The sequence below is a fragment of the Shewanella sp. DW31 genome (assembly GCF_015767295.1).
GTDB lineage: Bacteria > Pseudomonadota > Gammaproteobacteria > Enterobacterales > Shewanellaceae > Shewanella > Shewanella oncorhynchi.
In genome coordinates, this window is sequence record NZ_JADWMP020000014.1 from 115,236 (window position 1) to 136,646 (window position 21,411).

Here is a 21,411-nt window from a genome sequence, read left to right on the forward strand (position 1 = left end):
TTGGTCATGAAGACTTCAGCAATACGACAATTTCAATGTTCAAAGATAGCCATAGTGCTGTCATTAATCCTGTTACCTTTATCGGCTCAAAGTCAGACGTTAGAACAAGCCGTTGCACATACGCTAGATACAAACCCAGATTTACGAGTGGCCTTCAACCGCTTTAAAGCGCGAGAAGAACAAGTTAATCAAGCGATAGCAGGCTATATGCCAACTATTGATGTCAATGGTGGCTACGGTTATGAACAAACCGACAGCGTATCGACACGTAGACGACCCAATATCGGCGAAGTCGATAGCAAAGGGGTGGCTGAATTAAATCCCGGAGAGTTTGGTGTTAGCATAAAACAAATGCTTTTCGATGGTTTCTACACCAGCAGTGAAGTTGATCGTTATAGCTTTGAAGCTAGCGCAGACCAATGGGCACTGCTTGCTGCAGCTGAAGATATGGCACTCGATGTCAGTAAAGTCTATCTCAACTATTTACGCACCGATGAAGTGTTAAAATTAGCCGAGAAAAACCTTAACAGCCATAAAGAAATTTATGACCAGATTAAACAACGTACTGACTCAGGTTTAGGCTCAATCGCAGATCTATCCCAAATCTCGGGACGTTTGGCGCGTGCTAATGCTAACGTTATTTCTGCTCGCAACAATTTACTTGATGCAAAAGCACAGTACGTCAAAATTGTAGCGGCGGCACCAGCAGACTTAATATTACCAGTGCCAGATGCAGACATGCTGCCAAAGGATCTTAGCTCTGGCATTATTTCTGCGCAAGAGAATCACCCCATACTCAAATCTGCAGCAAACGATATTAGTGCCGCTGAAAATGAACGCTCTTCAGTACAATCCAATTACTATCCTCAGGTTTCTTTAGAACTTAATGGTAACTGGAATAACGATATCAGCGGCGAAGATGGAATATCAGGTGCTGGTGCTTTCCGCAGTGATGTGGGTGGCCATAGTAACGATCTCGTCGCCATGGTGAGGGTGAGATACAACTTATTTGCGGGGGGTAAAGATCTTGCCCGTGAAAAAGAAACTGCTTACAAGTTAGGTGAAGCGAAAGAAATCCGCCAACGTGCCCAACGTGAAGTTGTTGAAGGGGTAAACCTAGCTTGGAACGCATTTGAAATGCTAGCGCCGCAAAAACAATATATTCGCGATCATGTCGTGGCCGCAAAGGATACTCAAACAGCCTATGCACAACAGTTCAACTTAGGCCAACGCAGTTTACTCGACTTATTAGATACCGAAAATGAACTCTTCGAGGCGCGTAAAGACTACTTACAAGCTGAATATGATGAAGTTATTGCTAAGTATCGCGTGCTCAATTCTACAGGGCGATTATTAGACTCACTTAAAGTGACTAGACCTGATGCGTGGCGCGGAGAGCGCAATTATGAAGGAGGAGCTAACAAATGAAAACTCTCACATTTTTTCTAAGTGTCACTCTTTTAGCTGGTTGTTCGATGCGCGATACGGTTAATATTGACGAAATGGTCACAACTCAAACCTATGATCTATCTGATAAAGATAGCGATGGTGTCATTGAAGCCCGTGAACGCTGCAACGACACCGCCCAAGGGGCAGGTATTGATAACTATGGCTGTGGCAAAATAAAAGCGATTAACGAGCGAAAGGAAATAAATATTTTATTCCCGAATGACTCTGCTTATATTGCGCCTGAGTACTATCCTCAAATTGAAGAGGTGGCTATTTTTCTACGTCAGTATCCAACGACCAAAGTGACTATCGAAGGTCACACGAGTCGCACAGGAACCGATGAACGAAATACAGTATTATCTCAAGAACGTGCAAATGCTGTCACCGCAGTACTGGCTGAACGCTTTAGTATTGATAGAAGTCGATTAACTGCTATTGGATATGGTTCTAGCCGCCCAATTGTTTTAGAACAGACGCCAGAAGCAGAAATTCGTAACCGTCGTGTTGTTGCAGAAGTCACTGGTGATGATACGGCAGCAGACATGAAATGGACAATTTACTCGGTCGATGACAACTCAAAATAAAGGACTAACACATTAGGTTATGAACGGCAGACTTGATTATAAAGATTCATTATTGCGAGTCTGCCGCTTTAGCCTAATAGCGTCAGCCTTAGGCATATGTTGCCTATATGCGGCCCCCACACAAAACCTTGATGAAGTGAAGATAACTTCAACCCTAGAAAAACATTACGGCGAACGTGCTGGAATGCGAGCAAGGGCTTGGTTCAAAGTGTTATCGGAAGCGAGTACGCTAGATGAAAAAGAAAAGTTATTGAAGGTGAATAACTTTTTTAATTTATTCCGTTTTGTGGATGACAGTAAATTATGGGGAGACTCGAATTATTGGGCAACGCCGATGGAGTTTATTGGTGTGAATGGCGGTGATTGCGAAGACTTTTCGATCGCAAAGTACTTCACTCTACTCCAACTTGGTGTTCAAGAGGACAAGATGCGGATCACTATGGTTAAAGCCACAACGGTTAATCAATACCACATGGTATTGGCTTACTATGAAACACCATCATCAATTCCTTTAGTGCTCGATAATCTTGACCATGAAATAAAACCCGCCACAAAAAGAAAAGATCTACTGCCTGTTTATAGCTTTAACGGTAAACAGTTATGGCTCAATAAAGAGCAAGGTCGAGGCGTACTGGCAGGGTCCTCAAAACGATTAGAAAAATGGAACGATCTTAACCATAGATTAGGTGTTGACCGTCTTAGGCAACCAAAATTAAAACTGGAGTAGCACCAAAAATGACACTGTTTAGACAGATTTATTCGCTGCTTTTTAGCCTATTCTTGCTTGTAGTTGCAAGCCTTGGCTATGTGCAATTCACTGAGACTCAAAGCTTTTTAACAAAGCAAATGGAGTCCGATCTAAACAATGCCAGCACTTCACTCGGTCTAATGCTTACCCCAGCACTCGAAGCCGGCGATACCGCAGCGGCAGAAACCTTAGTGAATGTTATTTTTGAAGGTGGTTACTATCAAAATGTAAAATTGACTTGGATGGTTGATGGTAAGCAACAAGAGTGGAATAATCCTTTAAAAATTGAAGATGTCCCTCAATGGTTTATCAATCTAGATCTGTTTAAAACCATAAAAAAACAAAGCACTATCACCTCGGGTTGGCTGCAGCTAGCACAGCTTGAAATCACTGCTCATCCTGGTTTTGGTTATCATGAACTATGGCGAATCATGTCCAATACCATCATCGCCTTCTCACTACTTTTTCTCGTTGCTATTTTTACAGCAAGAGTAGGCTTAACATGGATATTGAAACCTCTCCACACCCTGTCTGAACACGCGAAAAGTATCGCAGCACGCCAATTTGGTCCAGACATGGCACTACCCAAAACAACCGAATTAAAAGACTTAGTGACTGCATTTAACAGCATGTCAGCTCAATTGAAACAAGTGTTCCATTCTCTTGACGAAGAGGTTGGCGCGTTACGTAAGAAGAATCTTGTCGATCCCGCGTCAGGCCTGCCTAACCGCCAATATGTAGTAAGTCGTTTAAATGGTTGGTTAAGTGAACCTAGCAGCGGTGCTTTATTCCTCGCCAAACTCGACTGGCTCGAAGAAGTGCACAGTAAATATGGCTATCAAGTCCGAGATGAAACCATACGGATCCTCGCAGAAAAGTTTCAACAGCAATTAAACGAAATAACGCCTTCGGTCATAGGGCGTATTGCCGCCTATGAATTTGCATTTTTAGTGACCGATGTTGAACACGATCAGATCAGTAAATATTTACAAACACTTATCCGTACCATCAACCAAGAAATGTCAAAAGCAGGTTGTAAGCCCAACGAAGACTTTGCTATCGGTATTGCAGAACGTATTGGGCAAATGAATGTGTCTGATATTTTGGCCCAAGCCGACAATGCCCTTCAAAAAGCGTTACAAGAGAATAAAACCTTCCACTGGTTTGAAACCACAGAGCAGCAATTATTCACCCGCGAGCAATGGCGCGATAACCTCAGCCATGCTATCAGCAATAAGAAGTTTAAGTTTAGATGGCAACCCATCCAATTTTGCGATGGTGATGGCATAGCGCAACGGGAATTGTATTGCCAATTAGAGCTTGGCGATCAACTCGCCCATGCAGGGCAATTTATGCCGTATATCGAATTATTATCACTTGGTGCCTTACTCGATAAATGCTTAATTGAAACTGTCTACGAGCAAAAACTGCTCGAGCGGAGCTATGAACCGCTCGCAATTAACTTAACCCACCAAAGTATTAACGATCCTCAGTTTCATGAGTGGCTAAATCAATTTTTGCGAAATGCCACATTTATTGAGCGCATCTGCTTCGAAATCCCTGAGGCTGGTGTTTATAGTGATCTTAAGTCATGCCAGCACTTATGTAACATCATTCGCGATAACGGTGCTAAGTTTGGTATTGACCACTTTGGTCGTCAGTTTGGCTCTATGTCTTATCTACAGGAATTAAGACCTAGCTATGTGAAGCTGGATCAATCCTTCGCCTACTATGATGAGACACACCACAACAGCGAATTGTGCCGCGCCCTAATCAACGTAGCAAAAGGATTGGACATTCAAGTCATAGTGACGGGTATTCAAGAAAAAGCTCAGCTAGAACGTTTTAACGAGCTTAGAACCGATGCCTATCAAGGCTTTATCGCCCCGCCAGTGAATCTTGACTAAGCAGTATTATTAAGAAGTGATTTTGCAAACAAAAAGCTCCGTAAGGAGCTTTTTGTTTTTCTACGGTTGAGTGACTATGCCGATACAGTTCAGCAAATCTGCCAGGTGTAAATAAGAACTGTAGCCAACTTCTATACTCATTAAGGATGCGCTATCAAGCGACAACAAACATGATAATGTCAGTGAGTAGTTCCATTTCGCCAATGCAAAAAAGCCTCAGTGTATTCATTAATGAATGCTGAGGCTTTTTTACTTATTTGGTCGGTGATAGAGGATTCGAACCTCTGACCCTCTGGTCCCAAACCAGATGCGCTACCGGACTGCGCTAATCACCGTAAATTTTGTACTATTGTTTACATACGCTTAGAGGGTTCACCCTCTCGTCCACTTTCATCCAAAACATCAGGATGCGTTATCGGACTGCGCTAATTACCGTAAAACATTAACTATTTACTTAACTTACATTAAGTTCGCTAGTCACGCGAAGAATTTGGTCGGTGATAGAGGATTCGAACCTCTGACCCTCTGGTCCCAAACCAGATGCGCTACCGGACTGCGCTAATCACCGAGAATAAAAATCTTTATATCAAAGTAAATGAATGGGGTGACTGATGGGGCTCGAACCCACGACAACCGGAATCACAATCCGGGACTCTACCAACTGAGCTACAATCACCACTGATTTTCACTTACTTTACTAACCTTAAAGCTCACAACTCTATTCGGAAGTGGTGCGCCCAAAAGGATTCGAACCTTCGGCCTCACCCTCCGGAGGGGTGCGCTCTATCCAGCTGAGCTATGGGCGCTCGCCTTGGTTAGCGCCGCATATACTAGGGTCAAATCCCCTTTGAGTCTATAGCTGTTTTGCACTTTTTTTACTGACTGCTCAAGTTTTATCACATTAGCTGACTTTTAAAGCGGAATGCAGCCAAAATATGACTTGGATGTTACAGTATTTCATGCTAATTATAGACTTTGGTAAAAGCAAACATATATTTAACTAGTGAGTATCATGTTTAAGGATGAAGATGAAACTGGCCAGCCGCGTGTGAGTGAAATTGAACGCTTACGCAAAAAAATTATTCGCTTAAAACAATTAGCGCATAAATATAAGCATGCTGAGATCATTCAAAACGCATTACTCGAAATATCCAATATTGCGACTCATGCTTCTTCACTCGAAGAATTCTATGTCGGCGTACATAGCCATCTAAAACAGCTCATTCCCGCTGATAATTTTTTTATTTCAACCCTGGATACTCACACAGGTGAACTTGCCATCCCCTTTTTCGCTGATGAGAAAGATGCCCATCCAGCGGAGCTTTATCCTGAACAATCACTATCTACATTATTACAGCAAGGATTAACAGGCTACGTACTCAGAACTGGGAAAGCGTTGTTGTGTAACAATGACACAGTCAATGAACTGATTGCCGCTGGAGAAATTGTTAATTTAGGTTCTCCCTGTCATCTGTGGCTGGGCGTGCCCATCAAACAAGATGATATAGTAACGGGTGTGTTAGTGGTGCAAACCTATGACACTAATATCAGTTATGGTGAAATCGAACTCGAGTTAATGACGTTCATTTGTCACCATATTGCTGGGGTAATGGAACGGCTAAAACATCAAGAACAATTAGAGCAAGCTATCCAGCAAAGGACAAAAGAACTCAGCCAAGCCTACGATAAGTTAAAACTAGAAGTCTATGAACGGCGTAGAGCTGAACGCTTACAAAAATCACTGTTCGAAATCGCCGAGCTAGCAAGTTCCAGTGCAGACAACCCAGACTTTTATGCCCAATTGCATAATGTTATTCGACATTTAATTCCGGCCAATAACTGCTATATCGCCCTATTAGACGACACAGAAACCCACCTCACGTTTCCTTTTTATGTATCGCAATTAGCCAATAAGCACCCAGGCACTCGGCCGCTACAAGACGGCTTAACCGAATATGTGCTCAAACATAAGCGCCCACTATTGCTAGATCAAAGCAGTATCAATGCATTAATTGCCTCTGGTGAGCTGTATTCCCAAGCGCCAGCGTTAAATCATACTCAAACCATGCATCAGTGGATCGGAATCCCGCTTTTTATCCATGATCAAGTTCGTGGTGCGTTAACGATTTACAGTTTTAGCATGACACAGAATTACCAAGTTAAAGACTTAGAATTACTGACATTTGTATCACAACATATAGGCTCGGCTATCGAGAAAAAGCTGTCCGCAGAGTCCTTACAACGCAGTTATGAAGAGCTAGAAGAAAAGGTTATTGATCGTACCAAAGCGTTAGCCGAACTGAATAAAAGTCTTGAGAAAGAAATTCAACAACGCCGTAGTATGGAAGCCAAGCTAGTTCACGATGCCAAACATGATGCACTCACAGGCCTTCCTAATCGCGCTATGTTTATGGAGCGTTTATCTCAAGCGATCAAGCATGTTCGTCGCCATAGCTTAGAACAGTTTGCCCTACTGTTTATCGACCTCGACCGCTTCAAACAGATTAACGATACTATGGGACACCTAGAGGGTGATAAATTCTTAATTGAGACGGCAAGCCGCCTCAAGTCCTGCATTCGTGATAACGACACCTTAGCGCGACTCGGTGGCGATGAGTTTGTGATACTGCTCGATAGCATTAACAACATCAACGACGCGAAAGATATATCAGAAAGAGTGATCCAAAAAATATCCCAGCCCTATCGACTTGGCACAATGGAATTTAGTTCTGGAGCCAGTATCGGTATCACCATCAGTGGCAAACACAGAATTGATACCAGTGAATCTATGTTACGTAATGCAGATACTGCCATGTATCAGGCGAAAGCCAATGGTAAAGGTTGCTATGTTATTTTTGATGATAACGCCCAACATCAGGCCATGCAGGATGTCGAGTTAGAAACTGAATTTAGACATGCATTACACCATGCTGAAATCCAGCTTAGTTACTTACCAGTAGTCAATTTTAAAACAGGTCAAGTGCATGCATTAGAAAGCCGCCTGTTCTGGCAACATCCGCAACGTGGGCTCTTACAGCAGGAACAACTTAGCACGCTTGCTGAACAGTCACACCTTACCGTTGAGCTCGATAAATATACGATCAGCATCATAGATAGCAGCTATCCCCAACTCCTCAAACAACATGATGAATCTGTTGAATTACATGTCATGCTTTCGAGCCAACATCTCAAGCATAAGCATGTACTGCGCAGTTTGAAAAACACTCTCAAGCAAACCCAGTTAAACCTGAGCCATTTGTGGTTATTCTTCAATGAAAAAGCCCTAGTGCAAGAAACTGAAAATCATATCAATGGCTTTGAATTGTTGCAGAAGCTCGGGGTAAAACTCGGTATCAGCCAGTACGGTAGCGGCTATAGTGCATTAAATAGCTTATTGTTTCTGCCGATAAAAGGCTTAAAACTCGATGCCAACCTCACCAAACAAATACAAGGCGAGCAACAGCTTAAGTTAATGTCTGCCTATCAAAAAACGGCATCAACCTTAGAACTGCAAACCTTTGTCGATGGCATTGATAACCCTGAACAAAAACGTATCTTCAGTGAACTGGGTTATCAGCTGGGCCAGGGGGCTGCTTTGGCCGACACTTTTACCTTATGTGAAACCCAACCACAGATATGTGCTCAGCTCGAATATGCCTAGTAAAAAATAAGCAGCTGATTTAAAAGAATAGTAAGCGAAACCGCTCGCTATTTTTTAAACATATCTCTTAAGCTAGAAATATTTGCCCGCCCCGTTTGCATCCGCTCCTGTTCCGTTTGTTGTGGCTTACGATTTTCCCACACCACATCATCTTGAGGTAACTCAAGTAAGAAACGGCTTGGCTCACAACGCATGGTTTCACCAAATTGGCGCCTTTCGCGGCAGAGGGTGAACCAAAGCTCTCGTTGAGCTCGAGTGATCCCCACATATGCCAAACGACGCTCCTCATCGACGTTATCTTCGTCTATGCTGGTTTGATGGGGCAAGATACGCTCTTCTACTCCAACCATAAACACGAAGGGAAACTCTAAGCCCTTAGAAGCATGCAAGGTCATCAACTGCACCTGATCGCCGCCTTCATCCTCACTATTGCGCTCCATCATGTCCCTGAGCGTCAATCGAGTCACCACCTCTGGTAGAGTCATAGCTTCATCTAACTCATCACCCGCGAGCATCTCAGTCACCCAACGGTAAAGCTCTGAGATATTTTTCATCCGCATTTCAGCGGCCTTGGCACTGGTGCTGGTTTCGTATAAGTAATCTTCATAATTGATCTTACGGATCAAATGCTTCACCGCCTCGACGGGTTCACCACGTTCAGCATGATCCCCAGTCTCCACAATAAAACGACCAAACTGATATAAAGATGACATAGCCGCAGGCGGTAAATGATGATTCAGTTCAGGCTCAAAAATCGCCGCAAACATAGAAATATGCTTCTCGTTGGCAAAATTACCTAAACGTTCTAAGGTTGATGGACCTATGCCACGTTTAGGCAAATTAACGATGCGCAGGAAAGCATTATCGTCATCGGGATTCACCACGAGTTTTAGATAGCCCATGATGTCTTTAATTTCAGCTCGAGCAAAAAATGACGTACCACCACTCAATTTATAAGGAATACGGTTCGTCATCAGGGCGCGTTCGAGTAACCGTGATTGATGGTTGCCCCGATACAAAATCGCATAATCGCCAAACTGAGTACGGCCGACAAACTTGTGCCGCACAATTTCGGCAACAACACGTTCAGCCTCTTGCTCCTCATTGGCGGCAAACAGCACCCGCAACGGCTCACCATAGGCAAGCTCGCTAAACAGGGCTTTATCATAAACATGGGGATTATTCGCGATAAGAATGTTCGCAGCCCGTAGGATCCGCTGACTAGAACGGTAGTTCTGCTCCAGTTTAATCAGCTTAAGCTGTGGAAAATCTTTACCCAATAACACGAGGTTTTGTGGCTTAGCACCGCGCCATGAATAGATTGACTGATCGTCGTCCCCCACCACAGTAAAGCGTGCCCGCTCACCCACTAACAGCTTTACCATTTCATATTGGCTGGTATTCGTATCTTGATATTCGTCCACCAGCAAATATTGGATCTTGGTTTGCCAGCGCGTACGTACTTCTTCATGGTGGCGCAACAATAAGGTTGGCATCAGAATCAAATCGTCAAAATCTAAAGCGTTATAGGCTTTCATATGTTGAGCATAACGCTGATACAACATAGCAAATAAGTGCTGTTGCTCATCTTTAGCGATTTTGCGTGCATGCTCGGGAATAATTAAGCCACCCTTCCAGTTTGAAATCGTACTGGCAAGCGCTTTGAGTAAATCTTTATCTTCATCCAACTCGTCTTGGGTTAACTCTTTGAGCAGTGCCAAGGTATCTTGATCATCAAACAGCGAAAAACCCGGTTTTAAACCTAAGACCTTATGCTCGCGTTTAATGATCTCAAGCCCTAAAGTATGGAAGGTTGAAATCCACAGACCTCTGGCTTCCTTGCGGCCCATCGACTGAGCGACCCGCTCTTTCATCTCGCGGGCAGCCTTGTTTGTGAAGGTCACCGCCGCGATATTACGCGCCTTATAGCCACATTTTTCGACCAAGTAAGCGATTTTATTGATAATTACGCGCGTTTTACCACTACCCGCACCCGCCAAGACTAGGCAAGGGCCTGAAACATAATGAACAGCATCGTTTTGGGCGGGATTGAGTTTCATCTTTGCGCAATATCCAAACAAGTCGACAGAAAGGGATGGGATCATAGCAGAATCGACAGTTTTAAGGCTAACAAATCCCCGCTTCGGTTGAGCAGAACTCAACTCTGTAGATAAGCCTCTCCGTGATATAAACCCCAACAACAGCCAACTAAAGTGTTCACGCGTCTGCTTTACTTTTGAAAGCTAACGTACTGAGTTACAATCGAGCTATTCAGTAAAGAGGCGGACAAGATTATGATCAATCCAAAGAAAATCGAAGAAATGGCGAAACAATTGAGCGAAAGTTTGCCCAGCGGTCTAAAGCAATTTGCCGGTGAATTTGAAGAGCGCAGTAAGCAAGTACTGCAAAATCAATTGCTCAAGTTGGATATGGTTTCCCGTGAAGAATTTGATGTGCAGCAACATGTACTACTGAAAACCCGCGAAAAATTAGAAGCCCTACAAGCTCAAGTCAATGAGTTAGAAAAAAAGCTCAACGCAGCGGGCTAACTTATCATGCATGTTTGAAAGAGCACAGTTAGCGATAGCGCAGCTGTGCTTTTTGTTTTTAACACTTCAAGCATTGAGTCACTTGGGGAAATAATGCAACAACTCGCCAGCTATATCCTTGCTATTGAAGGCTATCCAAGCCCTGTCTACGTGGTAAGCCAATCAAACGAGCAGCAAACCTATCACGATGATAATGTGGAGATTTGTGAGTCCATAACGCTTTATCACTTCGATAACGGGGTTGTGATTAGCAAGCTAAGCGAGCAAGATAAACAAGCTTATGAGTCAGACATGGTTTGTGAAGATTATTGGCTCAGCTATCGGGTTGTAACAGCTCATATTGCGATTTCGCCGCAGCAAAAATCCTTTAGCAATCTATGTCAGCAAAGCTTTTGGCTTAAGATGCAGCAAGGGCTGGCAGTAAAGCCACCGCTGCAACCAGAGCATAAACAGACTTAATGCTTTAGCGTCGAACAATCAAGGAATAAAGCTACAATGGATGTCACAATCAGCACACACTATCAGGACTATCTTCTTTGGGGATTATTGTTGCTTGGTGGCCTGCCGCTACTCACTTATCCCGGTGTGCTTCTCGCCAGTTTGATGGGACTGGCCAGTCAATCAAGCATTAAACCCGCTTTTATCTATCGATTGATGAATCAGTGTTTTCTATGGGGAAGCCTAATTTATCCCGCCGTGTATATCCCCTGTTATCGCATTACTAGCGATAGTGCTGCGACTTCTTCATCTTTAGTCATTGCTGCGTTGCCACTGCTGTATCTAATCTTACTGTATGGCTGCTTTAGCTTTATGGATGCTCCAACTAAAGAGACAAATAGTTAAAGCTTTTGTTGGCGAGCATACTTTTGCTTAAGGCCTTTATGGTTAGCCTTAACTAACTTCCAGCGGTCACAACCATTGAAACGAGCATATTCACTGACTGCGATATCAAAGGCCGCACAGAAATCCTCATCTAAGCCATTCACCATCACGCCCTCTTCTAAAATCAATTGCTGTAATAGCAATAGGTTAGCTTGACGATCGGCTTTAACATCCACGCGGCCAACAAAAGTGTCGCGCCACAGAATTGCTAAAGAATAATAACCATACTGACGCTTTTCGGCTGGGACATAGACTTCGATTTGATAATCAAAATCAAACCATTGCTTTAACCTTTGCCGTTGGATCAATAAATTATCGAAGGGATTAAGCAGCCACACTTTATTAGGTAATGGTGCATTTAGCTGTAATGAAGGGCGATAAAAGTAGCTTTGGCCCGCCGTCTTAAAATACGCTAATAACCCGTGAGCTAACAACTCTGCCAACTCTTGGGCTACTGCTGATTTCATACCTTTGCGTAAATAAGCCATTTGCGCCGCAGTACCGAAGGCGTGGGCATCGAGATAACGATCAATCAAATAGCGCGTAAACTCACTATCTGTCGGTGCTTTGGCATTTATATCTTGTGGCAACACTCGCACGGTAAGATCATAAACCTTTTGAAATTTTTCCCGCCGCACCACCATCAGCTCACCACGCATAAAGAGCTGCTCTAGGGCTTTTTTCGCGGGTATCCAATCCCACCAGGCACCGCTTTTAGCTTCACTATGTTCGAAATCACTGGCCTTGAGTGGCCCTTCTGCAAGGATTCGCGCCCGCACTTCCTGCATTATTTTATCGTCGGGCTCAAACCAATGCTTACCGCCATTTTGCAGCTGCTGTTTACGCTGCAAACTAAAACGGTAATCGGCAATCGGTAAATAAGCTGCCGCATGGGACCAATATTCGAAAATCTCTCCTTTGGCTAAAGCCATATCGAGCATCTTTGGCTGATATTCTGGCATACGACTATGCAGCACATGATGATGCGCTCGCTCAACCACGTTGATAGAGTCAATTTGTACATAACTGAGACGTGAAATTGCCTCGGTGACAGAGGTATATGGTTGCAATAATCCTTGCTGCTGCATATTTAATTGCAGCCACTCGCGAGGTGAAAAGGGATTAGACATCGATTCTCCAAATTCAACGACAAGCAAATACCAAACCAGAGCAAAAAAAACATAACAAACTGAAAATAAAAGCATTTAGCACACTATTCAACGAGTAGGTTTGTGAAATGTACGCACAAGTCTACTCACTAGGCAGTATCTTCGGATAACATAAGCCATTTATACCTTAACGGCTATCGGTTTACCTGCCCGTTAGTTTCACGACTCGAAATAGAGCCTATCTGGCATAGGCTCTTCATTAAGGATTGATGATGAATATCTACTATCGCCAAGCACAACTCTGCGGCCGCAAAACAGGTAATGGCACTAAGCTGCCATTTTTGATGAATATCTTGTATTCACTTGCTGCTAAAAATGGCGATCACCAGCCCTTTTCAATGGATGACATTAACGCCGTACTGTTTAATCAGCATCAGTCGATTGGTTGCTCTATCGAGGCGCCGCTACCGATAGTGAGTTGGCGCACCGAAGCGATAGAGTATGAGTTATTTAAAGGCGAAGAACTGGTGTACCTGCCCCAATGTATCATCTTTAGCAATGGCGCCATTGCCTATGTCATTGTCGTCATGGGTGATGAGTATGAGCTACGTATTTGGCCCGATTACAGTAACCGTGATCGAGAAAAACACCACTGGTTTTCCCACCATGCCGTAGTCTATTCCGCAGAACTTGACGTCTTTAAACAAAGCTTCGAAGCACTGCTCAAACATATTAAAAAAGAAAATGACTACGAGAAAAAACACCCAAAATTTGGCAAAGACATCCCACTATCAGATTCATAAACTTGAATAATGAGTATGGATTTAGCGGCAATCGCCATAATTTTGCCACTATTGATCAGCAACTTGCCCGCAACTTTTGTAAAAAAATCTGTTTTAATACCCGCCGTGATACCGAGTTAACTCTGCACAATCTTAGCGGATAAGTCTCGGTCGTATTTCATAGGGAATGAAATTCAATGTTCAGCATTATTTTCTGGGTACTCACCCTACTTAGTTTGGCCTTATTTGGTAGCGCAGCCTATTTAGTGGTGCGAGCACTCCTCAAAAAATTTAATCGAAGTCAAGGAATCGATATGTCAGCACAAGAACCGTGGGCAGCAGCCACCGCAAAGGGAACGGCATTAAAAAACACCACCTTATTAAAAGCCTTAACCATTGGCATACTCTCAATCCTCGCGTTGATCCCGCTGGGGATCATTATGGATATGACTTCTGATCGCCAAACCCTTTACCACAGCGTTGTCGATGAAATCGGCCGTTCATGGGGTGAGCAGCAAACCCTCTCAGGTCCTGCGCTGGTGATCCCTTACAGCTATTTTGTGTTGCAAGAAGAAGTCAGTAACGACGGTAAAACTCGCCATGAAGTGAAGCGTACCTATCAAGATGAGCTAGTGATCCTACCGAAAAAGCTCACCCTCGACTTAGACCTAAAACATGATTTTCGCACCCGTGGCATTTATCAATCGCTGGTGTATAACGCAGCTCTACAAGGTCAGGCCGACTTCAGCCTTAACCGTTATGATATTCCTAACCTTATCGCCTTCGATAACAAAAATGCCCGGTTAGTCTTTGGGGTGTCATCGAATCAAGCAATTGATAAAGTAGAAAAAATTGAAATCACCGGTGAATCGACATTACTCTCTGGATCACTGATGTCGGGCACGGGGTTAACCACTGGCGGTTTAGAAAAAGGCTTTAATCAAAAGATCCAAGTCAGCGAAGCAAGTGATTTTAGTGTGGATTTTGCCATGACACTACGCGGCTCTCAGTCTATCAGCGCATTGCCACTAGGCGAGCAAACGCTAATCAATATTCGCGCCGACTGGCCGCATCCAAGCTTTAAGGGATTATTACCCGCAGAACGGGACATCAACGCGCAAGGCTTTACTGCAAGTTGGAATATCAGCCACTTAACCCGTAACTATCCACAAGAGTTTATTAAGAGTAATCAATCGACTCTGACTGAAGTGTCGGCTAATGCGATTTTATTCGAACCAGTGACTCACTACGGCAAGATTGATCGCTCGGTAAAATACGGCCTACTGTTTATCGTGCTGACTTTTATCATGTTGTTTATCTTCGAAATCGGACAAAAAACCAGCCTCAGCACGATTCAATATGTGTTAGTCGGCAGCGCCATGGCCTTGTTCTATTTGCTACTACTCTCGCTATCTGAGCATCTAGCCTTCTTGCATGCCTATTTAATTGCCGCCTGTATTCCCGTGCTGTCGGTATCGGCTTACGTAGGGAGTGCCACAGCAAGTATTAAGCGCGGTGCATTAGTGGGCATTATGCTGGTGAGTTTATATGCAGTGCTGTACTCGATACTGCAACTGGAAGATTACGCCCTATTGATGGGTTCAGGTTTACTGTTAGTCGTACTGTTGATTTTGATGTTCGTGACTAGGCATCACCCTAAGAACACGGCGCAATAGCGCCCTACCGATCCACCCTTGAAGACCCCGACAGCGCCATCTTTTGCTGTCGGGATTTTTTTATTGGCAAAACCATTGCCGCGTTGTAGCCTATGGCGTTTTATGAAGAGGCTTATATTTTGACCCATAGCGTCTATCTTTTACGCCGTTTAGGTTTAGCTTGGATACTGTTGGCAACCATTCCGGGCTTACTATTACTGACACAGAATCAGCTGTTTCCACTGATCGATCTGCACTCTACCTTAGCCAAAACCTTATATTGGATTACCATGACGGGCACTGCGCCCTATGGCGTCGCAACAGTCTTGTTTGTATTGGCGATCGCCTATCGTCATATGCCTAAACCACTCTTTATAAGTTTATTTTTTGCCATCAGCCTCAGTCAAGTTATCAGCTTAGGCTTAAGCCACACCCTAAAATCCTATTTTAAAGAACCCAGACCTAATCTCGTTTTTCTAGCAGAACAAACACTGCCTAAGCATGAACCGCTTTCACTCGATGCCTTTTATCAATTGGATAAACAGTCACGTTCAAAGACAATTGCCAATGCACTCGATGGCTTGATCGCTGCAGAACCCGCCTTAAAACTCGACTCACGGATCCATCAGCATTGGGAAGATGAAATCGGCTATTCTTTTCCTTCGGGACATACCATTTTTGCTGTAACGCTAGTGCTTACCGCCAGCTACTATTTGCTACTTGCTGGATTACCTAGCTTAGTCATGGCGTTATGGAGCTGGGGATTTTTGATGGGATTAAGCCGTATGCTGCTTGGCATGCATTGGCCGCAGGATGTGCTGTTTTCAACCTTTTTAGCCGCCATCATCAGCGGATGTAGCGTGTTCTTTGTCAGTAAGTTGCGTCCACTCTCCCATGCGTTTGCTAAAGGATCTGAGCGCTAACGCTGTTAATTCAGCGTCTCGATTTGGCTGTCGACTCAAATACGACAGATTCAAACACTATGAAGTTAAATACTTAGGCATTGCTAAGCACTGCCTAAGTATTTTGCCACTAGAGCCTGATAAATCCCATTGGCCTTAATTCTAGCGAGCCCTTGATTGAAAGTATCCCGCGCCACTGAGTTGTGGAACACCATTCGATAGGATGTTGGGGGGAAAATAAAGTGGTAGCTTAATGCTTGCTGGGTATCAACATCATCCTCAACGAACTTATTCAGTTGAGCGAATATATAACGATCGGCAATCACAGTATTAATGCGACCTAAGTACAACATACGGTTCTGGCTTAATTGGCTATCGACTTCACGATAAATAGTCTGTTGCGCTACGGCATTAAACTCAGGGCCAAGTAAGAAGCGAGCATTTTCAAAAGCGGCGACACTGTACTTTTTAAGATCCGCAATACGTGTTATTTCAAGGCGTTGTTCGGCCAAGCTGATCGCCACATTGGTATATTCAACATAATCATTGGACCAATAACCATCAACGCCATTTGCAGGGTTCATCGTCATTACAGCATCTAATCGATCTTTATTGAAATATAAAACTTGGCGTTTACGAGAGTAGAATTTGAAGTTGACTGGCTGCCCCATTTCCTTAAACGCGGCCTTAATAATATCGATCTCAAGCCCTGATTCAGCATCTTCGATAATATAAGGCGGTCGATTTAGAGCGCTACCAATGGTTAACGATGCAGAAAATGCATAAGTCGGTAATATGAATAAGCAGATTAGCAACAAACTCAAGCGCATACAGTGTCTCACTCTTATTAGTATCATAACATTAGCGGTAAATAACGGGAGTTCCAAACAGCGCGACTCCCAAAATCTCTATCCGTTATCACTGTCACAACCTTTAAAATATCTCATTTGATCAAGATTTTTGGCAAAGTCGGCTAAGACTGGCAAACTAGAGGCTGACTCAGTTAACCCTAAGCTTTCGATGACAGACACTCACCACTACAAACTCGATCAACTCGATTTAACGATTCTGCGCTTACTGCAAACTCACGGCAGATTATCGAATCTCGAACTGGCCAATAAAGTCGGACTATCGCCATCTCCTTGCTCGCGCCGTGTTAAAGCCTTAGAAGAAGCGGGTTATATTGCCGATTATGCAACGCGTCTGTCGGCGGATAAGTTCAACCTGCATTTGACCGCGTATATCCATGTTCGAATGGAGAAACATACACCGGCGATTCTCAATCAATTTGAAACCAATGCACTCGCCTACGAAGAAGTCCAAGAATGCGCGCTGATCACGGGCTCAGAGGCCGACTATCAACTTAAAGTGCTAGTACAAGATATGGCGCACTTTCGCACTTTCCTGTTAGATAAACTCACGACCAACGTGCATATCGCAGGGGTGCATTCCAGCTTTGTCCTCAAAAAGGTTAAGGACCACACGGCCATTCCCTTAGGGCATGTCAACATTCAAGCATAAGCCAACACCCGACAGTCACAGCAAACACCGCAAACAAGACAGCGGCACAAATAACATTCATAGCACAAAATAGCGGTTAGACATCTGCCATACGGTATTTTTTGACCATAAGATCACAATTCAATGAATTTTTATCATCGCAATGATTCGCCAAATCTCGACCATCCGCCGCACCTGATAGCAATAAAATCTCGCATAAAACAGATAGGCAGCACACAACATTAACTTATAGCCAAAAACAGATAAATTATTGCAGATTAACACCATTTTAACGCACTAAAATTGCGTTGAAATCCTAATTTATCCGCCTAAGATACGCCTTCTTTTTACGGGAGGCACAATGCAATCGGCCAATACAAGTTCAACTAACCACTTCAGCTCACGCTTAGGTTTTATCATGGCGGCCGCAGGTAGCGCCGTTGGCGTCGGCAATATTTGGGGATTCCCCACCCAAGCGGCCACCCATGGTGGTGGCGCCTTTCTACTTGTGTACTTAGTGCTGATTTTCATCCTAGGCATTCCCATGCTGATGGCCGAACTCATGATAGGTCGCCACGGGCAAACCAACCCCGCCGATGCCATGGGTAAACTCGGCTTCAACTCGCTCACCCACGGTTTAGGCAAGAGCATAGGTTTGCTTTCCATAGTGACAGCGGGATTGATTTATACCTTCTACAGTATTCTCTCCGGCTGGTTTGTCAGCTTTGCCATCGCGCCTATCGCCACTGCCTTTGGCTCGAATGATACCGCCGCTTGGCTAGTGGATTTTTCGCTGTCACGTAATCTAGTGTTTACACTGATCTTCAGCACGCTGGTTTTTCTGGTATTACTGCAAGGCGTGCAAGAAGGCATAGAAAAATGGTCGAAACGCTTAATGCCGTTATTACTGATCATGCTGATCGCGGGCGTGGCGTATATCTTCACCCTTAATGGCGCGAGCGAAGGGATAAGCGCGCTACTCACACCTAACTTTACCAAGGCACTGGCGCCAGATACCTTGATCAGTGCGCTCGGACAAACCTTCTTCTCCCTTACCATAGGCACAGGTGCCATGATGGTGTACGGCAGTTATCTGAGCCAAAAAGAGAATATCGCCAAACTGACCGTCTGGGTTGCCTTTACCGACAGCGGCATCGCCTTTCTCGCAGCCTTCTTAATTATCCCAGCCATGTATGTGGCCCAGCACAATGGCGTGGAGATTTTTAATGCTGAGGGCAAATTACTCGATTCGGATGCATTGGTGTTTACTGTCTTACCCGCGTTATTTTCCACCTTAGGAGATACGGCTAACCTTATCATCAGAGTGATTTTCTTTGTTCTGCTGATCATCGCGGGTTTAACCTCGGCCATATCCATCGCCGAAGTGCCGACGAGTTATGTGATGCAAAAGTTCGGACTCAGCCGTCAACGCGCCACCTTGATCATCGGCCTATTGTTGACCTCATTATCCTTATTACTGGCGGTATTTTTTGAGACGCTATTTAGTTTCACTATAATGCTGACCACCCAAATCGCCCAGCCGCTGGTCGCCCTCGGTATTGCGATTTACTTAGGTTGGATTTGGCGCCAAACCCAGCTGCTCAAGGTAATTCGTGGGCAAGAAGGTGTCGATAGCACAGGACTTTTCTGGCGCATTTGGCCAAAGTATGTGAAGTATGTTTGCCCAGTGCTGATTATCGCCATAGCCATCAGACAATTTGTATAACCTCTTTCCAAAAGCTAACAATCCACGCTGAATTCGGGGATTGTTAGCTCACAATCAAAAAACTAAGCCCCCCCTTTTATTCTGTTTAAATATATAATGCCAACCACCTTAAAAAACACATAAGGTATAGCACTTTATTTTTGTATAAGTATAATCAGCCCTCAATGAGAGCAATTTAAATTTATTGCCTTTAAACGTTGCAGATTAATTTTGTAATAGATTTTCATATAAAATGGATTTTATTATGCTAGCGTGGCTCATCTTGATATTAATAACGATTGTTCCAGTAAAAATTGGAGCTGAATTATTTGAAGCAGAAAATAAAACTATTATACATTGTGGTTTAGCCGTTTCGATTGGAACAATACTAGCATTTGCAATAGTTATTGCCATCAAAGGATTGTTTGGACTAATTGTGATATATATTGCAATATCAGTAGTTTACAGCAAGATTTTTCAACTATCCTTTGGTAAAGGTTTAACTTTTACATTAGTAGTATTTGTAATTCAATTAGGAATAGTACAAGGTTTAACTGATTTTGGCCTCCACCTTATTTCTCCATATATTAGCACCTCAACTTAACGAAAAATTAGCGCTATAAAATACAATCTATAAATAATAGCCCTCATAGTGAGTAACTTAATTACAACTCGTCACGCAACGACTGTCTAGCCAGTAAAACAGTCAAAGTAATGATAAGCGCTTTTTCAATCAATAACGTTGAACTACTGAGGGAAGGCTGGATTGAAACGAAAGGGGATGTAAACAGCAGCCTTAAGAGATTAAGGCTGCTTTAAACACTGAGCTGATTACTGTTCGATACCCACAATTAACCAAGGTGAATTGGCTTGTGTTACGTTACGCTCTAAATGCCAGATTTCCTTAATGTCCTCTTCTACGCCTTCAACGGTATCGCGATAGCGGCCGCTAAATTTAACACTCACTTCCGCAAGATTTGCATTGTGTGTGGCGCGGACAAGTTCTGCATCCAAAAACATCACTTCTGTGTGCTGATCGCCAACTAACTCGCGACGTTGGTTGCTGAGTTCATTGTAAAGATCAATAGAAACATACTCTTGGATTTTGCTTAAATCGTTTTCATTCCAAGCCAATTGTAGAGTTTTGTAATGACTGCGAGCGCCTTCCAAAAAGCCGGGTAAATCAAAACCCGCGGGTAAATTAAAGGGCACATCACTTGTCGATTGGCCAAAACCATTGCTGCCGCTGTTTGCATTGGTGGCAAAACCTGTTTGTTCAGTCTGTTGACGCTGCATATTCGGATTGGGTTGGCCAGCACCCGCATAGGCTGGTCTTGGCTGCGCACCCGCTTTTGAGGCCATCACAGTACGGACGATTTTGAATAGCACGAATGCCAGCAAACCGATAATCAAAATATCCATGATTTGAATATTTTCAAAACCACCGCCCATAAACAGCGCAGCCAATAAGCCACCTGCTAATAAACCGCCTAACATGCCGCCCATCATACCTTTTTTGCCCTGTGCTCCCGCTGGCGCCGTAGTCGGTGTGTTGGTCGCCGCTGGTTGAGCCGGAGCCGTTTGATGGCTTTTGCCGATAGATTTACTACCGCCGAATTTTTTCGCTTCAACGACTGGGCTAGTAACTAAGCTAACCGCAAAAATCATCGCCAGCATAATAAATAACTTTTTCATTTATAGGATCTTGTTCGTGTAATCTGAGGTGCTGCCATAATAGCGGGATGACATTATATGTCAATTAGCAAAAATCGGAGGCTGCGGAGCGAGGACTTCCTTCTTGCATCAAAACGTTTAATCCAGCTAGCTTAAAATGACTGCACAACTCAATTCACATCGCTACTCCAGTGACACGCCGTAAATATATCCCTATAGGCTCGACGCTGAAGAATCCCCTGATGATTTACATATAAATCATTAGATTGGAGTGAACTTGCACCTTGAAGTGTGATCTGATGGA

18 protein-coding genes and 4 tRNA genes are annotated in these 21,411 nt (G+C 43.8%); 14 read left to right on the forward strand and 8 right to left on the reverse strand.

From position 1 onward, the window contains the following. The first annotated feature begins 6 nt into the window (after nt 1–6). Genes GWI56_RS13210 through GWI56_RS13225 form a run of 4 tightly spaced genes read left to right on the forward strand, consistent with a single transcriptional unit; the run spans nt 7 to nt 4,688 of the window. Nucleotides 7–1,428, forward strand: coding sequence for a TolC family outer membrane protein (locus tag GWI56_RS13210; RefSeq protein WP_198573138.1), 1,422 nt, complete (start codon nt 7–9; stop codon nt 1,426–1,428). Next, a complete protein-coding gene (locus GWI56_RS13215) occupies nt 1,425–2,033 on the forward strand; it encodes an OmpA family protein (RefSeq protein WP_105250449.1) in 609 nt (202 codons plus the stop codon). Before GWI56_RS13210 ends, GWI56_RS13215 begins: the two co-directional genes overlap by 4 nt. A 19-nt stretch (nt 2,034–2,052) precedes the next feature. Next, on the forward strand, nt 2,053–2,760 hold the full coding sequence (locus GWI56_RS13220) for a transglutaminase-like cysteine peptidase (RefSeq protein WP_105250450.1): 708 nt from the start codon (nt 2,053–2,055) through the stop codon (nt 2,758–2,760). An 8-nt stretch (nt 2,761–2,768) separates the two neighbouring features. Continuing rightward, a complete protein-coding gene (locus tag GWI56_RS13225) occupies nt 2,769–4,688 on the forward strand; it encodes an EAL domain-containing protein (RefSeq protein WP_105250451.1) in 1,920 nt (639 codons plus the stop codon). Nucleotides 4,689–4,946: 258 nt separating this feature from the next. Here GWI56_RS13225 and GWI56_RS13230 read toward each other — a convergent pair. The 4 genes from GWI56_RS13230 to GWI56_RS13245 form a co-directional block, all read right to left on the reverse strand. Beyond that, nucleotides 4,947–5,023, reverse strand: a tRNA-Pro gene (locus GWI56_RS13230). A gap of 156 nt (nt 5,024–5,179) precedes the next feature. After that, a tRNA-Pro gene (locus GWI56_RS13235) sits at nt 5,180–5,256 on the reverse strand. Nucleotides 5,257–5,288: 32 nt separating this feature from the next. After that, nucleotides 5,289–5,364, reverse strand: a tRNA-His gene (locus GWI56_RS13240). A gap of 53 nt (nt 5,365–5,417) precedes the next feature. Further along, a tRNA-Arg gene (locus tag GWI56_RS13245) sits at nt 5,418–5,494 on the reverse strand. A 206-nt stretch (nt 5,495–5,700) separates the two neighbouring features. On the opposite strand from GWI56_RS13245, the gene GWI56_RS13250 reads away from it, so the two are divergent. Continuing rightward, nucleotides 5,701–8,349: a diguanylate cyclase gene (locus GWI56_RS13250; RefSeq protein WP_198573139.1), complete on the forward strand. Its 2,649-nt coding sequence runs from the start codon at nt 5,701–5,703 to the stop codon at nt 8,347–8,349. Between the two features lie 47 nt (nt 8,350–8,396). Here GWI56_RS13250 and rep read toward each other — a convergent pair whose 3' ends face one another. Then, nucleotides 8,397–10,409 carry a DNA helicase Rep gene (rep, locus tag GWI56_RS13255; RefSeq protein ID WP_198573140.1) on the reverse strand — a complete coding sequence of 671 codons (2,013 nt, stop codon included), beginning with the start codon at nt 10,407–10,409 and terminating at the stop codon, nt 8,397–8,399. Nucleotides 10,410–10,643: 234 nt separating this feature from the next. Between rep and GWI56_RS13260 the strand changes: the two genes are divergently transcribed. The 3 genes from GWI56_RS13260 (at nt 10,644) to GWI56_RS13270 (ending at nt 11,741) form a co-directional block, all read left to right on the forward strand. Beyond that, entirely contained in the window at nt 10,644–10,898 is a 255-nt protein-coding gene (locus GWI56_RS13260) for an accessory factor UbiK family protein (RefSeq protein WP_006083441.1), read from the forward strand. A 93-nt stretch (nt 10,899–10,991) separates the two neighbouring features. Beyond that, nucleotides 10,992–11,357: a hypothetical protein gene (locus GWI56_RS13265; protein ID WP_173247981.1), complete on the forward strand. Its 366-nt coding sequence runs from the start codon at nt 10,992–10,994 to the stop codon at nt 11,355–11,357. A gap of 36 nt (nt 11,358–11,393) precedes the next feature. Beyond that, a complete protein-coding gene (locus GWI56_RS13270) occupies nt 11,394–11,741 on the forward strand; it encodes a hypothetical protein (protein WP_198573141.1) in 348 nt (115 codons plus the stop codon). Here the strand turns inward: GWI56_RS13270 and GWI56_RS13275 are convergent. Continuing rightward, nucleotides 11,738–12,910: a crosslink repair DNA glycosylase YcaQ family protein gene (locus GWI56_RS13275; RefSeq protein ID WP_198573142.1), complete on the reverse strand. Its 1,173-nt coding sequence runs from the start codon at nt 12,908–12,910 to the stop codon at nt 11,738–11,740. The two genes, GWI56_RS13270 and GWI56_RS13275, sit on opposite strands and share 4 nt — an antisense overlap. Before the next feature lie 251 nt (nt 12,911–13,161). On the opposite strand from GWI56_RS13275, the gene GWI56_RS13280 reads away from it, so the two are divergent. The 3 genes from GWI56_RS13280 (at nt 13,162) to GWI56_RS13290 (ending at nt 16,249) form a co-directional block, all read left to right on the forward strand. After that, complete coding sequence (locus GWI56_RS13280) at nt 13,162–13,692, forward strand: hypothetical protein (protein ID WP_168825954.1); 531 nt, start codon at nt 13,162–13,164, stop codon at nt 13,690–13,692. Between the two features lie 176 nt (nt 13,693–13,868). Next, nucleotides 13,869–15,347 (forward strand): cell envelope integrity protein CreD, encoded by a 1,479-nt coding sequence (creD, locus tag GWI56_RS13285; protein WP_168825956.1) that lies wholly within the window; start codon nt 13,869–13,871, stop codon nt 15,345–15,347. Between the two features lie 119 nt (nt 15,348–15,466). Next, complete coding sequence (locus GWI56_RS13290) at nt 15,467–16,249, forward strand: phosphatase PAP2 family protein (RefSeq protein WP_242068401.1); 783 nt, start codon at nt 15,467–15,469, stop codon at nt 16,247–16,249. Between the two features lie 83 nt (nt 16,250–16,332). On the opposite strand, the gene GWI56_RS13295 is transcribed toward GWI56_RS13290, so the two are convergent. Beyond that, the gene (locus tag GWI56_RS13295) at nt 16,333–17,058 is read right to left on the reverse strand and encodes a transporter substrate-binding domain-containing protein (protein WP_198573143.1); all 726 of its coding nucleotides are present in this window, start codon (nt 17,056–17,058) and stop codon (nt 16,333–16,335) included. A 190-nt stretch (nt 17,059–17,248) separates the two neighbouring features. On the opposite strand from GWI56_RS13295, the gene GWI56_RS13300 reads away from it, so the two are divergent. The 3 genes from GWI56_RS13300 to GWI56_RS13310 all read left to right on the forward strand — a co-directional run bounded on the left by GWI56_RS13300 (nt 17,249) and on the right by GWI56_RS13310 (nt 20,037). After that, nucleotides 17,249–17,749, forward strand: a complete 501-nt coding sequence (locus GWI56_RS13300) for an Lrp/AsnC family transcriptional regulator (protein ID WP_198573148.1) — start codon at nt 17,249–17,251, stop codon at nt 17,747–17,749. 340 nt (nt 17,750–18,089) lie between these two features. Beyond that, nucleotides 18,090–19,454 (forward strand): sodium-dependent transporter, encoded by a 1,365-nt coding sequence (locus tag GWI56_RS13305; RefSeq protein ID WP_198573144.1) that lies wholly within the window; start codon nt 18,090–18,092, stop codon nt 19,452–19,454. Between the two features lie 244 nt (nt 19,455–19,698). Further along, on the forward strand, nt 19,699–20,037 hold the full coding sequence (locus GWI56_RS13310; RefSeq protein ID WP_198573145.1) for a hypothetical protein: 339 nt from the start codon (nt 19,699–19,701) through the stop codon (nt 20,035–20,037). 227 nt (nt 20,038–20,264) lie between these two features. Here GWI56_RS13310 and GWI56_RS13315 read toward each other — a convergent pair whose 3' ends face one another. Further along, nucleotides 20,265–21,128, reverse strand: a complete 864-nt coding sequence (locus tag GWI56_RS13315; protein WP_198573146.1) for a Tim44-like domain-containing protein — start codon at nt 21,126–21,128, stop codon at nt 20,265–20,267. Nucleotides 21,129–21,411 lie beyond the last annotated feature (283 nt).

Bases quoted from the DNA above. Each gene is read 5' to 3' on its own strand.
- GWI56_RS13265 (WP_173247981.1), top strand. From the start codon at position 10,992: ATGCAACAACTCGCCAGCTATATCCTTGCTATTGAAGGCTATCCAAGC.
- GWI56_RS13215 (WP_105250449.1), top strand. From the start codon at position 1,425: ATGAAAACTCTCACATTTTTTCTAAGTGTCACTCTTTTAGCTGGTTGT.
- creD (WP_168825956.1), top strand. From the start codon at position 13,869: ATGTTCAGCATTATTTTCTGGGTACTCACCCTACTTAGTTTGGCCTTA.
- GWI56_RS13310 (WP_198573145.1), top strand. From the start codon at position 19,699: ATGCTAGCGTGGCTCATCTTGATATTAATAACGATTGTTCCAGTAAAA.
- GWI56_RS13225 (WP_105250451.1), top strand. From the start codon at position 2,769: ATGACACTGTTTAGACAGATTTATTCGCTGCTTTTTAGCCTATTCTTG.
- GWI56_RS13300 (WP_198573148.1), top strand. From the start codon at position 17,249: ATGACAGACACTCACCACTACAAACTCGATCAACTCGATTTAACGATT.
- GWI56_RS13210 (WP_198573138.1), top strand. From the start codon at position 7: ATGAAGACTTCAGCAATACGACAATTTCAATGTTCAAAGATAGCCATA.
- GWI56_RS13270 (WP_198573141.1), top strand. From the start codon at position 11,394: ATGGATGTCACAATCAGCACACACTATCAGGACTATCTTCTTTGGGGA.
- GWI56_RS13220 (WP_105250450.1), top strand. From the start codon at position 2,053: ATGAACGGCAGACTTGATTATAAAGATTCATTATTGCGAGTCTGCCGC.
- GWI56_RS13305 (WP_198573144.1), top strand. From the start codon at position 18,090: ATGCAATCGGCCAATACAAGTTCAACTAACCACTTCAGCTCACGCTTA.
- GWI56_RS13275 (WP_198573142.1), bottom strand. From the start codon at position 12,910: ATGTCTAATCCCTTTTCACCTCGCGAGTGGCTGCAATTAAATATGCAG.
- GWI56_RS13250 (WP_198573139.1), top strand. From the start codon at position 5,701: ATGTTTAAGGATGAAGATGAAACTGGCCAGCCGCGTGTGAGTGAAATT.
- GWI56_RS13295 (WP_198573143.1), bottom strand. From the start codon at position 17,058: ATGCGCTTGAGTTTGTTGCTAATCTGCTTATTCATATTACCGACTTAT.
- GWI56_RS13280 (WP_168825954.1), top strand. From the start codon at position 13,162: ATGAATATCTACTATCGCCAAGCACAACTCTGCGGCCGCAAAACAGGT.
- GWI56_RS13260 (WP_006083441.1), top strand. From the start codon at position 10,644: ATGATCAATCCAAAGAAAATCGAAGAAATGGCGAAACAATTGAGCGAA.
- rep (WP_198573140.1), bottom strand. From the start codon at position 10,409: ATGAAACTCAATCCCGCCCAAAACGATGCTGTTCATTATGTTTCAGGC.
- GWI56_RS13315 (WP_198573146.1), bottom strand. From the start codon at position 21,128: ATGAAAAAGTTATTTATTATGCTGGCGATGATTTTTGCGGTTAGCTTA.